This is a genomic window from Halomonas garicola, assembly GCF_031935715.1.
Lineage (GTDB): Bacteria > Pseudomonadota > Gammaproteobacteria > Pseudomonadales > Halomonadaceae > Vreelandella > Vreelandella garicola.
Genome location: NZ_JASSZF010000003.1, coordinates 83,613 through 96,875, shown reverse-complemented (window position 1 = coordinate 96,875; position 13,263 = coordinate 83,613). Strand labels below are relative to the sequence as shown.

Sequence of the window (13,263 nt, the reverse complement as noted above, 5' to 3'; positions counted from 1 at the left end):
TGGTCATTGGCCGCGCTTATCTTTATAATACGGTGGATTTTTGGGGTGGTTCGAGCGCGTCTCGGGCCCGACTGGTAATAACTGAGCGGATACCAAGACATTCGAATATTTTCGAACCCCTTATCTTCGTATATCCGATCCATCAACTGGGCGAGACTATGATCGAAGTCAAGAAAGGCCTGGATCTCCCCATCACGGGGGCGCCGGAACCGCGCATTGACGCGGCGCAGCCGGTGCGACACGTGGCGATCCTGGGACCTGACTATGTCGGCATGAAGCCGACCATGGAGGTACAGGTGGGGGAGAAGGTCAAACTGGGCCAACTGCTCTTCACCGACAAGAAAACGGCGGGGGTTCGTTTTACCGCACCCGCAGCCGGTGAAGTCGTCGCGATCAACCGCGGCGAAAAGCGTCGTTTGCTGTCTGTGGTGATCCAGGTCGACGAGGGAGAAGAGGAAACGGTCTCCTTCACGGCCCACGAGCGCGGCGCGCTTTCCCGCCTGGAGCGCCAGGCGGTGGTCGATCAGCTGGTGGCGTCCGGCCTGTGGACCGCGCTGCGCACGCGCCCCTATTCCCGGACGCCGGCGCTTGACAGCAAGCCCGCCGACATCTTCGTCACCGCCGTGGATACCCAGCCGCTGAGCCCGGATCCGGCGGTGATCGTCAACGAAGCGCCCGAGGCGTTTGAAGACGGCCTCAAGGTGCTTGCCCGCCTGACCGAAGGCAAGGTTTACCTGTGCACCGGCGAGGAAAGCGCGATTCCCGGCGACGACGTGGACGGCGTTACCCGGGAAGCCTTCACCGGGCCGCATCCGGCCGGGCTGGTCGGTACGCACATTCATTACCTGTCGCCCGTTGCCCTGCACCGTAAGGTTTGGCACATCGGCTACCAGGACGTGATCGCCATGGGCCGGCTATTTACCGAAGGCAAGCTTGACGTCAGCCGCGTCATGGCGGTCGCCGGCCCCCGGGCCGAGTCGCCGCGCCTGCTGCGCACCCGTATCGGCGCGAGCACCGATGAGCTTTTGGCCGGTGAGGTCGTCAAGCCCGACGACACCCGCGTCATTTCCGGCGCGGTGTTCTCGGGCTTTGCCGCCGAAGGCAAGCTGAGCTACGCCGGACGGTTTCACAACCAGTTCAGCCTGCTTGAAGAGGGCAACAAGCGTAATTTCATGGGCTGGCTGTCGCCGGGCAGCAACCGCCACTCGGTGATGGGCATCTATCTTTCCAAGCTGACTGGGCTTGACCGCTACGCCCCGACGACGTCGACCAACGGCTCGGAACGTGCCATGGTGCCCGTGGGCGCCTATGAAAAGATCATGCCGCTGGACATCATGTCGACTCAGCTTTTGCGCTCGCTGATCGTGGGTGACATCGAAGCTGCCATGCAGCTTGGGTGTCTGGAGCTGGACGAAGAGGATCTGGCGCTTTGCACGTACGTCTGCCCCGGCAAGTACGAGTATGGCCCCATCCTGCGTGACAATCTCACCATGATCGAGAAAGAGGCCTGACGATGGGTATCCGACAAACGCTCGACAGTCTCGAGCCGCATTTTGACAAGGGTGGCAGGTACGAAAAGTTCTATCCGCTTTATGAAGCGATAGACACGATGCTCTACTCGCCGCCGAACGTCACCAAGACCACCGCCCACGTGCGCGACGGCATCGACCTCAAGCGCATCATGATCACCGTGTGGCTGTGCACCTTCCCGGCCATGCTCTTTGGCATGTGGAACGCGGGCTGGCAGGCCAACGGCGCCATCCAGGCCGGCTACGAGTCGATGAACGGCTGGCGCGAAGCGCTGATGATGGTGCTGGCCTCGGGGCATAATCCCGACAGCCTGTGGGCCAACTTCGTGCTGGGCGCCACCTACTTCGTGCCCATTTACCTGGCGACCTTTATCGTCGGCGGCTTCTGGGAAGTGCTGTTTGCTATCAAGCGCGGCCACGAAGTCAACGAGGGCTTCTTTGTGACCTCGGTGCTTTACGCGCTGATCCTGCCGGCAACGATCCCGCTGTGGCAGGTGGCGCTGGGCATTACCTTCGGCGTGGTGATCGGCAAGGAGGTGTTTGGCGGTACCGGCAAGAACTTCCTTAACCCGGCGCTGACCGGCCGTGCCTTTCTTTACTTTGCCTACCCCGCGCAGATTTCCGGCGACGCCATCTGGGTCGCCGCCGACGGCTATACCGGGGCGACGCCGCTGTCCATGGCGTTTCAGGACGGCATGAGCCAGGTGACGTCAAGCTTTAGCTGGTGGGACGCCTTCTGGGGCTTTCTCCCCGGCTCGGTGGGCGAGGTCTCTACCTTTGCTATTCTGCTCGGCGCCATTGTGCTGCTGTGGACGAAGATCGCTTCCTGGCGCATCATGTTGGGTGTGCTGCTGGGAATGGTCGCCACCAGCACGCTGTTCAATATGATCGGCTCGGACACCAACGCCATGTTTGCCATGCCCTGGTACTGGCATCTGGTCGTGGGCGGGTTTGCCTTCGGTACGGTGTTCATGGCAACCGACCCGGTATCGGCGTCGATGACCAACCCCGGGCGTCTGCTGTTCGGCGTGCTGATCGGGTTCATGACCGTGCTGATCCGCGTGGTTAACCCGGCCTTCCCCGAAGGCATCATGCTGGCGATTCTGTTTGCCAACCTGTTTGCCCCGCTTATTGACCACTTCTTTGTCCAGGCCAACATCAAGCGCCGCGTCAAGCGCGTTGGCGTGCCGGCCGAGGAGACAGCCTGATGGGTAACAATTCGATCAAAAAGACGCTGATCGTGGCGTTTGCGCTATGTATCGTCTGCTCCGTAATCGTGTCCACGGCGGCGGTAGCGCTGCGCCCGCAGCAGCAGCTCAACCAGGAGCTGGACCGCAAGACCAACATCCTCAACGTGGCCAATCTCTACGAGCCGGGCATGGACGTGGAAGAGGTCTTTGGCGATCGCATGAGCGCCCGGGTCGTGAACATGGAAACCGGTGAATACACCGACGAGTTCGACCCCGACACCTTCGACAGCTTCGAGGCGGCAAGCGACCCGGCTACGGGCCGTACGCTCTCCGGCCCCGAGGACATTGCCGGGCTTTCCCGGGTGGAAGAATACGCCACGGTCTACCTGGTGGGCGATCCCGACGATCCCGACCAGATCGTGCTGCCCATTCGCGGGCAGGGCCTCTGGGGACTGATGCGCGGTTTCCTGTCGGTTGAGGGCGACGGCAACACCATCGTCAGTATCACCTACTACGAACACGGGGAAACTCCGGGTCTGGGTGCCGAAGTCAACAACCCTCGCTGGCAGGCACTCTGGGAAGGCAAGAAAATCTACGATGACGAGGGCAACCTGTCACCGCAGATCCACCTGTCCAAAAGTGCCAGCGGCGAGAACGAGGTGGATGCGCTGTCCGGCGCGACGCTCACCAGTAACGGCGTGACCAATATGCTTCAGTTCTGGCTGAGCCCGGAAGGCTTCGGCACTTACCTGACCCGGTTCCGCAGCGGTGTCAGCCCGGCGCAGGCACAAAATGCCGATGTTGTACCCGAATCTGAAGGAGCCTGATCATGGCAGACGTCACTCCCAAGGGCGTCCTGACGACGCCGATTTTCCAGAATAACCCCATCGCCCTGCAGATACTGGGTATTTGCTCGGCGCTGGCGGTGACCACCAGCATGGGCGTATCGCTGGTCATGACCCTGGCGGTCATTTTCGTGACCTCGCTGTCCAGCTTTTTCGTCTCGCTGATTCGCAACCACATCCCTTCGTCGATCCGCATCATCGTGCAGATGACCATCATCGCCTCGCTGGTGATCGTGGTGGACCAGATCCTCAAGGCCTACGCCTACGAGATGTCCAAGCAGCTGTCGGTGTTCGTCGGCCTGATTATCACCAACTGCATCGTCATGGGCCGCGCCGAAGGCTTCGCCATGTCCAACTCGCCGGGACTTTCGTTCCTCGACGGCGTGGGCAACGGCCTGGGATACGGCTTTGTGCTGATGACGGTAGGCTTTGTCCGCGAGCTTCTCGGTTCGGGCAGCGTCTTTGGCTTTACCGTGCTGCAGACCGTCCAGGACGGCGGCTGGTACGTGGGTAACGGCCTTTTGCTGCTGCCGCCGTCGGCGTTCTTCGTCATCGGCCTGATGATCTGGGCCATGCGCTCCATTGATCCTGAGCAGGTCGAGGAAAACGAATTCCAGATGAAGGAAAACACTCAGCCGAAGGAGGCCGTGTAACATGGAACACTATCTGAGCCTTTTGGCGAAATCGATTTTCGTCGAGAACATGGCGCTGGCCTTCTTCCTCGGCATGTGTACCTTCCTTGCCGTGTCCAAGAAAGTGTCGTCGGCGCTGGGCCTGGGCGTGGCGGTGATTGTGGTGCTGTCGGTGACCGTGCCGGTCAACAACCTGGTCTACACCTATCTGCTACAGGAAGGGGCGCTGACCTGGACGGGGATTTCCGGGGCCGAAAACATCGACCTGTCCTTCCTTGGGCTTTTGAGCTATATCGGCGTGATTGCCGCGCTTGTGCAGATCATGGAAATGTTTTTGGACAAGTACGTGCCCGCGCTCTACAACGCCCTGGGCGTGTTTCTGCCGCTGATCACCGTCAACTGCGCCATCCTTGGCGGCGTGCTGTTCATGGTCGAGCGCAGCTATAATTTCGGCGAGTCCGTGGTTTACGGCTTCGGCGCGGGCATGGGCTGGGCGCTGGCCATCGCCGCGCTTGCCGGGATCCGTGAAAAGCTGAAGTACAGCGACGTGCCGGCGGGCCTCCAGGGGCTGGGGATTACCTTCCTCACGGTAGGTCTGATGTCGCTGGGTTTCATGTCCTTTTCGGGCATTCAGCTCTGACGCAGCGTTTTTCCGGCGGCGCGCTCTGGCCGCCGCCGGAATCGGAACAACCTTCAGCAATAGGAAACCGACATGGTTGATACATCCATCATCTTGCTCGGTGTTGTCATGTTCACGGTCATCGTCCTCAGTCTGACGGCGATCATCCTGGCAGCCCGCAGCAGACTCGTGAGCAGCGGGGACGTGACCATCGAAGTCAACGGCGACCCCGAGAGCACGCTGACCACCCAGGCCGGCGGCAAGCTCCTCAATACCCTGGCGGCCAACGGCATTTTCCTGTCGTCCGCCTGCGGCGGCGGCGGCTCCTGCGCCCAGTGCAAGTGCCGCGTGGAAGAAGGCGGCGGCTCGATTTTGCCCACGGAAGAATCCCACTTCACCATGCGCGAGAAAAAGCAGGGCTGGCGGCTGTCCTGCCAGGTGCCGGTGAAGCAGGATATGAAGATCGAGGTGCCCGAAGAAGTCTTCGGCGTGAAGAAGTGGGAGTGCGAGGTGCTCGACAACCACAACGTGGCCACCTTCATCAAGGAGCTCAACCTCAAGCTTCCCGAAGGCGAAAACGTGGACTTCCGCGCCGGCGGCTACGTGCAGCTGGTGGCGCCGCCTTATGACATCAAGTTCTCCGACTTCGATATCGACGAGGACTACCAGGGCGACTGGAAGAAGTTCAGCCTCTTCGACGTCTCCCACAAGAACAACGAGGAAATCATCCGCGCCTATTCCATGGCCAACTACCCGGAAGAGAAGGGCATCCTCAAGTTCAACGTCCGCATCGCTACGCCGCCCCCGGGCACGAGCCATCCGCCCGGTTTGATGTCGACCTACGTGTTCAACATGAAGCCCGGCGATACGGTGACGGTCATGGGCCCCTTCGGCGAGTTCTTCGCCAAGGATACCGACGCGGAGATGGTCTTTGTCGGCGGCGGCGCGGGCATGGCGCCCATGCGCAGCCATATCTTCGACCAGCTCAAGCGCCTGGATACCAAGCGCAAGATCAGCTTCTGGTACGGCGCGCGCTCCTGGCGCGAGACCTTCTACAACGAAGAGTACGATCAGCTGGAAGAAGAGCACGACAACTTTGAATGGCACCTGGCGCTTTCTGATCCTCAGGACGAAGACAACTGGGACGGCCCCACGGGCTTCATCCACAACGTGCTTTACGAAAATTACCTGAAGGACCACCCGGCGCCCGAGGACTGCGAGTACTACATGTGCGGCCCGCCGATGATGAACGCCTCGGTGATCAAGCTGCTGCTGGATCTCGGCGTCGAGCCGGAAAACATCATGCTGGACGATTTCGGCGGTTAGGGCCGGCGCGACGGTATGAGGGTAACGCTTGCGGGGCTGGCCGGTGTGGCTGGCCCCGTTGTGTTTCGCGGGCGCCGGTTTTCCCTTTGTGTTTGCCGCCGATCATTACGATAATGGGGGTAAAGGGCGACGTTCTATTCAACGAGGCAAGCGGCCGGCGCAAACCTGCGCTTACGCCGCACGGGAGGTAACGTATGACGATTTGGCTACTTGCACTGGGCTTCATGCTGCTGGTCATGACGGCCATGGCCGTTGGCGTGCTGATGGGACGCAAGCCCATCGCCGGCTCCTGCGGCGGCTTGAACCAGCTGGGGCTGAAAGAGGGCTGCGACATCTGTGGCGGCAAGGATGACGTCTGCGAAGAAGAAAACCGCAAGCGTCAGGGCATCAGCGCCCGCCGCCAGAGCGATGTCAGCCGCGGGGCGGATCTGGGCTACGATATCGCCCGCTGAGCGGCATCTGTCACAATGACGCGATGAAAAAGCCTGCACCGCTAATCCGGTGCAGGCTTTTCTTATGGGCGCCTCTATTTCTGACACTGTGTGTGTAGAACATGTTGTGTAGAACATGGCCTCGACTCAAGACCGGCCGTAAGCGTTAGAGCGTGTCCAGCGCGCGGTGGGCCTGAGGCTGCCACTGGCCCGGTAGTGCGGCGGCTTTTTCCAGCGCGCGGCGCGCTTTTGCCGTTTGTTCCTGCTCGGCGTGCAAAAGCCCCAGATTCAGCCAGGCAACGCCCAGGGTGTCATCGGCGGCGACGGCGCGGCTGAACGCCTGCACGGCTTTTTCCGGCTTTTCCTGCTCGTAGAGGGCGTTGCCCAGAGCGAAGTGGGCCATGGCGTTATCCGGCTGGGCCTGAGTCAGCGCCTGCCAGCTGGAAAGCGCGGCCCGGGTGCCGTGCAGCGCCTCAAAGGCGCTGACGCCGTCCACTGCGCGCCGGGACGTGACGCCTTCGGGGATGCGCCCCGGCTTGGCCAGCACAAAGCCCCAGCGCTGGCTGCGTGCCCAGGTCGCGTCGAAGCGGCTAAACGAAGTGATCTGTCGCCGGGTTTCGCCGCTTCGCAGGATCAGCGACTCCTCAGCCAGGTCGTAGCCGATGACCACGGCGTAGTGCCACATGGGAAAGGCGGGCAGCGACAGGTTTTGCATGACCACGACCGGATCGCCCGCGGCGACGTGGCCAAGCAGCGCATCGAACGTCGGGCGTATGGGAAAGGCGAGACGCCGGTGGCGCCGCGCCGCGGCCAGCATTTCCGGCTGCACGCTGCCGTCCCGCCCGGGGATGAACACCTGGGAGACCAGGCTGTCGGCGGTGATGTCGGTATCCCGTTCGCTGCCCCGGGCAAGCCTGGCCTTTGCCGCGGGCGAGACGGTCCAGGCCCTGTCGGTTCCGGCTTGGCCCGCCGGCGAGCGCTTTGCTGAGGAGGGGGTGGCCGGGGAATAGTTGAGCACCGTGGCCAGCGCCGCCGGGCCGCACTGGTACTTTTCCTGGGGAAAGAAGGGCACGTTGACGAGCTCGACGTGCTCGGGCAGCCGATAGGTGCTGTCTTTCAGCGCGGGGCTCGTCGCGCAGCCGCTCAGAAAAAGGGCGAGCAGGGTGGCGCAAAGCAAAACGCCCGCGGGGCGGGCGTTTTGCAGGGGGCGCCGGGGCGCCTGGCGCTTAGCGAGTAAACGGGAAGACATTGGTCAGGCCGAGAATGTCAGTGACCAGCAGAATAATGAAGACGGCAAACAGGGCGCCGACCACGCCGGCACCGGCGGGCATGGCGTCGAGGCGGTCGGCCATCTCGCGGGCTTCGGCATCGCTCAGCGCGGCCACGCGGTCCTTGACCTGGTCAACGCTGACGCCCTGGGCCAGCAGCTGGTCCTGTACGTCGGCGCGGGCGAGAACGTCGTTGATGCGCTCGCGATCGCTGGCGGCGGTGTCGGCCTGTAGCGCCGACTGCGTCGAGACTAGACCGGCGGTCTGGGCGGCGGCCACGGGCAGGCTGCCAAGCGCCAGCACGGCAATCAGCAGCATGGCGACGTAACGGCGGAGGTAAGGCATGGTCATGTTCCCTTGTTGAGTAGCGTTGGTTATTGGGGTTGGCACAGGCGAACTATCGCCAAATCGGCTGAGGCCGGCTTGGCGATAAAACGAGCGCTGGATGCATCGCACACAGTATAGAAAGAAATCCCCGCGTATTTAAGGCCGGCGTGTGCATTAAAGCGCAAGGTTTGTATCTTGGGGTAACCTCGCGCGCGGCGGTTACTGTACCCGGTAGGTCCAGGCGGTTTCCGCCAGCAGCCCGCGGCCGCCGGCAAGCGTCATTGCCAGGTCGTGAAGGCCCTGCCACAGCGGTACCGGGGAGGCGCCCTTGACGGCCAGATCCAGCCGCTGGGCCATGAGCAACAGCTTGTGCAGCCGGCGCATGGGCAAGCGCCGGACGGCGTTTTGGTACGCCGGCCGGCGGCGCTCGAAGATCATCGGCTTTTGCGCCTTGCAGGCGTGCTCAAAGCTTTGCCCCTGCTCCAGATGCTGATGCAGGGAAAGCAGCGTGCGCATTTCCCGGCCCAGCGCCCAGAGCACGATGGGCGCTTCGACCCCTTCGTTTTTGAGCCCGTAGACGATTCGCGAAGCGCGAGCCGTTTCGCCTTTCAGACAGGCATCGACCAGGTTGAAAACGTCAAAGCGCGTGCTGTCCTCAACTCCCTGGGCGATGCTTTCCGTGCTCACTCGGGCGTTGGCCGGCAGCACCAGGGCAAGCTTTTGCAGCTCCTGGTCCGCCGCCAGCAGGTTGCCCTCGGTGCGCTCGCCGAGAAGGCGCGCGGCATCGAGCTCGAGCTGGAGACCGTGAAGCCGCGCCCGGTCGCGCAGCCAGAACCCCAGCCGCGAGACGTCCACCGGCCACACCGGGACGAACAGGCCGTGTTTGTCCAGCGCCTTGAACCAGGCGCTTTTTTGCTGCCGGGCGTCGAGCTTGCCCGCGCTGAGCAGCAGGACGTCGTCGCTGTGGCCAAGCCCCTTGGCGTACTCGGCGAGCGCCCTGGCGCCGTCCTGGCCAAGCTTATGCCGCCCCAGGCGCACCTCGATCAGCTTGCGCGTGGCAAACAGCGACAGGTTGCCGGCTACCTCGTGCAGCCGGCCCCAGGCAAAGTTGGGCTCCACGTCGAGGACTTCGCGCTCTTCCACGCCGTCCTTGCGCGCCGCTGCCCGCACCGCGTCGCAGGCATCGCGATGCTGCAACGGCTCGTCACCGGCGACGATCACCGCCTGGGGCAGCCGTTTGGCCAGCGCCCCGGGCAGCTGATCGGCAAATACCTTCACTTGAACGCCTCGACGCTTGCCAGGCGCTCGGTAATGCGTTCGGCCAGCTGCTCGGCTAGCTGCTGGCGGGCCTCGTCGATCAGCACGTCGCGGTTGAGCAGGTCGTCATCGTTGACGCGCTGACTGAGCTCGGAACTGAACGATTCGCGGTTCCATACGTAGGCCTGGTCGTCGCGCTGCTGCAGCGATACCCGGGCCTCAAGGGTAAACCGGTGTTCGCGGCTGCCGCGGTCCGTGCCGCCCAGCCGCCGGCTGTGCATGTCGACTCCGCTGAGCGTCAGCCGCCAGGGCGCTGAGTCGCTGACGCCGCTGCCGCGGGCCTGCAACAGCTGGGTCAGCGCCTGGCCGAGCTCGCTTTGGGTGTCGCCCTCAAGGGCCAGGGTGGGAAGCGTCGGCAGGCTTGCGCGGCCGCGCAGGTGAAAGCCGCAGCCCTCCAGCAGCAGGGCGGCGGATGCGCCCGCGGCGGCGCTCAGAAACGTCCGGCGCTTCATTGGCCCACCACGATGTTGACCAGCTTGCCGGGCACCACGATGACCTTGCGCACGGTCTTGCCGTCAAGGTGGCGCTTGACGTTGTCGTCTTCCATGGCCAGGGCCTCCACGGTCTCCTTGTCGGCATCCGCCGGGGCGTTGAGGCGGGCGCGCAGCTTGCCGTTGACCTGGACCACCAGCTCGATGCTATCCCGGGCCAGGGCGCCTTCGTCAAGCGCCGGCCAGCTCGCGTCGATCACCGGTTGGTCGTGGCCCAGCTGCTGCCAGAGCGCGTGGCACAGGTGGGGCGTGATGGGCGCGAGCAGCAGCGCGCAGGTTTCCACCGCCTCCCGGACCACGGCAAGGTTGTCCGGGTCGGCGCTGTCGGTATCGTGGGTAAAGCGCCCCAGGGCGTTGGACAGCTCCATGACCGCGGCAATGGCGGTGTTGAAGGTGGTGCGCCGGCCGATGTCGTCGCTGGCTTTCTTGATCGTCTCGTGGGTCTTGCGGCGAAGCTCTTGTTGCGCCTCGGTCAGGGTAACGTCGGCCAGCGCTGCCGGCGTGCCCGCCTGCAGGTGCTCGTGCACCTGGCGCCAGAGGCGCTTTAAAAAGCGGTGAGCGCCTTCGACGCCGGCATCCGACCACTCGAGCGACTGATCGGGCGGGGCGGCGAACATCATGAACAGGCGTACGGTGTCGGCGCCGAACTTGTCGATCATCGACTGCGGGTCAACGCCGTTATTTTTCGACTTGGACATTTTTTCGATGCCGCCGGCCGTCACCGGCTGGCCGTCTTCGGGCAGCATCGCGCTGACCGCGCGGCCCTTGTCGTCGCGTTTGACCTCGACGTCGGCCGGGTTGAACCACTGCTTGCCGCCGTTTTCGGCGGGGCGGTAGTAGGTTTCGGCGATGACCATGCCCTGGGTCAAAAGCTGCTGGAAGGGCTCGTCGGAGTCCACCATGCCGAAGTCGCGCATGAGCTTGTGGAAGAAGCGCGCGTAGAGCAGGTGGAGGATAGCGTGCTCGATGCCGCCGATGTAGAGATCCACCGGCAGCCAGTAGTTGGCGCGTTCGTCGAGCATGGCATCATGGTTGTCGGCGCAGCAGAAGCGCGCGTAGTACCAGGACGACTCCATGAAGGTGTCGAAGGTGTCGGTTTCGCGGACCCAGCCGTCGCCCAGCTCGGAGAACTCGGGCATCTTCTTCAGCGGCGAGCCCGAGGCGTCGACGGTCACTTCCATGGGCAGCTTGACCGGCAGCTCGTCGTCGGTGAGCGGCACGGTCTGGCCGTCGGGGCCGTACTTCACCGGGATCGGCGCGCCCCAGTAGCGCTGGCGGGCGATGCCCCAGTCGCGCAGGCGGTACTGGGTCTTGACCTCGCCGCGGCCCTGCTCGGCAAGCGCCTGGGCAATAGCCTTGAAGGCGGCGTCGAAGTCCAGGCCGTCAAACTCGCCGGAGTTGATCAGGGTGCCGTGCTCGACGTAGGCGCCCTGGGTCAGGTCCGGCGTGTTGCCGTCGGCATCGGCGATGACCGGGGAGATCGGCAGACCGTAGGCGGTGGCGAACTCCCAGTCGCGCTGGTCGTGGGCGGGCACGGCCATGACTGCGCCGGTGCCGAACTCCATGAGCACGAAGTTGGCCGCGTAGACGGGCACTTTCTTGCCCGTGAGCGGGTGAATGGCGGTGTGGCCGGTGGCCAGGCCTTTTTTATCCCGGGTGGCCATGTCCGCTTCCGAAGTGCCGCCTCTGGCGCATTCTTCGCGGAAGGCGGCAAGCTCGGAGCCATGCTCAGAACTATGCTCGGCAGCACTTTTGGCCAGCGGGTGGTCGGCGGCCACGGCGACGTAGGTCACGCCCAGCAGGGTGTCGGGGCGGGTGGTGTAGACCGAAAGCGGCTCGCACTCGCCGCCGGCCGAATCGTTGACGGCGAAGGAAAGCTCGACCCCGCGCGACTTGCTGATCCAGTTGCGCTGCATGGTCTTGACCTGCTCGGGCCATTCGACCTCTTCAAGGTCGGCCAACAGCTCGTCGGCATAGTCGGTGATCTTCAAGAACCACAGGGGGATTTCCCGGCGCTCCACCGGCGCGCCGGAGCGCCAGCCGCAGCCGTCGATGACCTGCTCGTTGGCCAGCACCGTCTGGTCCACCGGGTCCCAGTTGACCGTGGACATCTTCTTGTAAACCAGGCCCTTTTCCACCAGCTTGGTGAAAAACCACTGCTCCCAGCGGTAGTAGTCGCTGTCGCAGGTGGCAAACTCGCGGTCCCAGTCGTAGGCAAAGCCCAGCGCCTTGAGCTGGCGGCGCATGTAGTCGATATTATCGTAGGTCCACTGGGCCGGCGGCACCTGGTTCTGGATGGCGGCGTTTTCCGCGGGCATGCCGAAGGCGTCCCAGCCCATGGGCTGGAGAACGTTTTTGCCCTGCATGCGTTGAAAGCGCGACACCACATCGCCGATGGTGTAGTTGCGCACGTGCCCCATGTGCAGCTTGCCGCTGGGGTAGGGAAACATCGACAGGCAGTAGAATTTTTCGCGGCTGGCGTCCTCGACGGCCTTGAAACACTGATGCTTGTGCCAGTACTGCTGGGCGTCGCGTTCAATTTCGCTGGGGCGGTAATGTGCGTCCATCGGGTTATGTTATGCCTTGGGCTGCTCGCCCGGCGGGGCCGGGCCGAGAGTGAATGATAAAAGTCGAATGCTGGAACCTTGACTCGATTGTATCCTATGAAGGGGTAACCTTGAACGGCAAGCACAACAAAGCGCCCGCGCCCGCCCCAAGGCGTGGCGAATACGCCCGGCAAGCCGGATTGAAACAAAGGAGAACGTTATGGATAAGCACAACGAAAGCCGTCTGCGCGAAGGCTACGAGCGCCTGTTGGAGCGGGTGAAAGGCGGCTCCGGCGAGCTTGACCGGGCGAGCCTGGAAAAGGAGCTGGACGACGCCGTCGAGTTTGAAAGCGAGCTTGCCGAATACACCAAGGACGAGCTTGCGCTGCTGCGCGTCTGGGTCGAGCGCGACCTGCGCGACATGCGCAGCTATCTGGGCAACTCCGGCCGCCAGGTAGCCGAGTGGCTGGGCATTGACCTTGACCACCTGTCGCGCCGAGTGAGCGAGTCGCTTTTGTCCATTGCCGATCGCAGCGTGGTTGAACGCGAGCGCTTCAACGAGGACCTGGAAGCCGCCCGGGCCGACTACTGCGAAGGCGAAATGGCCGCTCCCGGCAAAATGGCCTGCACCCACTGCGACGCCGAGGTGATCATGGATCGCGTCCAGCTGCTGGAGCCCTGCCATCAGTGCGGCAGCCGCTACTTCATGCGCCTGACCGCTACCCGCAAGGGCTGAGCGGCG

13 protein-coding genes are annotated in these 13,263 nt (G+C 63.4%); 8 read left to right on the top strand and 5 right to left on the bottom strand.

The features are described from left to right. The first annotated feature begins 158 nt into the window (after positions 1–158). The 7 genes from RS027_RS02240 (at position 159) to nqrM (ending at position 6,593) form a co-directional block, all read left to right on the top strand. Positions 159–1,511, top strand: a complete 1,353-nt coding sequence (locus RS027_RS02240) for a Na(+)-translocating NADH-quinone reductase subunit A (RefSeq protein ID WP_311953363.1) — start codon at positions 159–161, stop codon at positions 1,509–1,511. Between the two features lie 2 nt (positions 1,512–1,513). Then, positions 1,514–2,737: an NADH:ubiquinone reductase (Na(+)-transporting) subunit B gene (locus tag RS027_RS02235; protein WP_311953361.1), complete on the top strand. Its 1,224-nt coding sequence runs from the start codon at positions 1,514–1,516 to the stop codon at positions 2,735–2,737. Then, positions 2,737–3,546: a Na(+)-translocating NADH-quinone reductase subunit C gene (locus RS027_RS02230; protein WP_311953359.1), complete on the top strand. Its 810-nt coding sequence runs from the start codon at positions 2,737–2,739 to the stop codon at positions 3,544–3,546. The genes RS027_RS02235 and RS027_RS02230 overlap by 1 nt, the downstream gene beginning before the upstream one ends. A gap of 2 nt (positions 3,547–3,548) precedes the next feature. Then, positions 3,549–4,217 carry an NADH:ubiquinone reductase (Na(+)-transporting) subunit D gene (locus RS027_RS02225; protein WP_311953357.1) on the top strand — a complete coding sequence of 223 codons (669 nt, stop codon included), beginning with the start codon at positions 3,549–3,551 and terminating at the stop codon, positions 4,215–4,217. A gap of 1 nt (position 4,218) precedes the next feature. Next, positions 4,219–4,836 (top strand): NADH:ubiquinone reductase (Na(+)-transporting) subunit E, encoded by a 618-nt coding sequence (nqrE, locus tag RS027_RS02220; protein ID WP_311953354.1) that lies wholly within the window; start codon positions 4,219–4,221, stop codon positions 4,834–4,836. 72 nt (positions 4,837–4,908) lie between these two features. Next, positions 4,909–6,141, top strand: coding sequence for an NADH:ubiquinone reductase (Na(+)-transporting) subunit F (gene nqrF / locus RS027_RS02215; protein WP_311953351.1), 1,233 nt, complete (start codon positions 4,909–4,911; stop codon positions 6,139–6,141). Between the two features lie 194 nt (positions 6,142–6,335). Continuing rightward, the gene (nqrM, locus tag RS027_RS02210; RefSeq protein WP_311953348.1) at positions 6,336–6,593 is read left to right on the top strand and encodes a (Na+)-NQR maturation NqrM; all 258 of its coding nucleotides are present in this window, start codon (positions 6,336–6,338) and stop codon (positions 6,591–6,593) included. A 145-nt stretch (positions 6,594–6,738) separates the two neighbouring features. Here nqrM and RS027_RS02205 read toward each other — a convergent pair whose 3' ends face one another. The 5 genes from RS027_RS02205 to leuS form a co-directional block, all read right to left on the bottom strand. After that, positions 6,739–7,821 carry a PA2778 family cysteine peptidase gene (locus tag RS027_RS02205; RefSeq protein WP_311953345.1) on the bottom strand — a complete coding sequence of 361 codons (1,083 nt, stop codon included), beginning with the start codon at positions 7,819–7,821 and terminating at the stop codon, positions 6,739–6,741. Further along, positions 7,799–8,185 carry a PA2779 family protein gene (locus RS027_RS02200; protein ID WP_311953342.1) on the bottom strand — a complete coding sequence of 129 codons (387 nt, stop codon included), beginning with the start codon at positions 8,183–8,185 and terminating at the stop codon, positions 7,799–7,801. The genes RS027_RS02205 and RS027_RS02200 overlap by 23 nt, the downstream gene beginning before the upstream one ends. Before the next feature lie 201 nt (positions 8,186–8,386). Continuing rightward, entirely contained in the window at positions 8,387–9,445 is a 1,059-nt protein-coding gene (gene holA / locus RS027_RS02195; RefSeq protein WP_311953337.1) for a DNA polymerase III subunit delta, read from the bottom strand. Further along, positions 9,442–9,936 carry an LPS-assembly lipoprotein LptE gene (locus RS027_RS02190; RefSeq protein WP_311953333.1) on the bottom strand — a complete coding sequence of 165 codons (495 nt, stop codon included), beginning with the start codon at positions 9,934–9,936 and terminating at the stop codon, positions 9,442–9,444. Before RS027_RS02190 ends, holA begins: the two co-directional genes overlap by 4 nt. Then, entirely contained in the window at positions 9,933–12,542 is a 2,610-nt protein-coding gene (gene leuS / locus RS027_RS02185; RefSeq protein ID WP_311953330.1) for a leucine--tRNA ligase, read from the bottom strand. The genes RS027_RS02190 and leuS overlap by 4 nt, the downstream gene beginning before the upstream one ends. Positions 12,543–12,741: 199 nt before the next feature. Here leuS and RS027_RS02180 point away from each other — a divergent pair, with 199 nt between their 5' ends. Continuing rightward, complete coding sequence (locus RS027_RS02180) at positions 12,742–13,257, top strand: zinc ribbon-containing protein (protein WP_311953327.1); 516 nt, start codon at positions 12,742–12,744, stop codon at positions 13,255–13,257. Positions 13,258–13,263: the final 6 nt, after the last annotated feature.

Coding starts and splice junctions, on each gene's coding strand:
- RS027_RS02240 (WP_311953363.1), top strand. CDS start 159: ATGATCGAAGTCAAGAAAGGCCTGGATCTCCCCATCACGGGGGCGCCG.
- RS027_RS02235 (WP_311953361.1), top strand. CDS start 1,514: ATGGGTATCCGACAAACGCTCGACAGTCTCGAGCCGCATTTTGACAAG.
- RS027_RS02230 (WP_311953359.1), top strand. CDS start 2,737: ATGGGTAACAATTCGATCAAAAAGACGCTGATCGTGGCGTTTGCGCTA.
- RS027_RS02225 (WP_311953357.1), top strand. CDS start 3,549: ATGGCAGACGTCACTCCCAAGGGCGTCCTGACGACGCCGATTTTCCAG.
- nqrE (WP_311953354.1), top strand. CDS start 4,219: ATGGAACACTATCTGAGCCTTTTGGCGAAATCGATTTTCGTCGAGAAC.
- nqrF (WP_311953351.1), top strand. CDS start 4,909: ATGGTTGATACATCCATCATCTTGCTCGGTGTTGTCATGTTCACGGTC.
- nqrM (WP_311953348.1), top strand. CDS start 6,336: ATGACGATTTGGCTACTTGCACTGGGCTTCATGCTGCTGGTCATGACG.
- RS027_RS02205 (WP_311953345.1), bottom strand. CDS start 7,821: ATGTCTTCCCGTTTACTCGCTAAGCGCCAGGCGCCCCGGCGCCCCCTG.
- RS027_RS02200 (WP_311953342.1), bottom strand. CDS start 8,185: ATGCCTTACCTCCGCCGTTACGTCGCCATGCTGCTGATTGCCGTGCTG.
- RS027_RS02190 (WP_311953333.1), bottom strand. CDS start 9,936: ATGAAGCGCCGGACGTTTCTGAGCGCCGCCGCGGGCGCATCCGCCGCC.
- leuS (WP_311953330.1), bottom strand. CDS start 12,542: ATGGACGCACATTACCGCCCCAGCGAAATTGAACGCGACGCCCAGCAG.
- RS027_RS02180 (WP_311953327.1), top strand. CDS start 12,742: ATGGATAAGCACAACGAAAGCCGTCTGCGCGAAGGCTACGAGCGCCTG.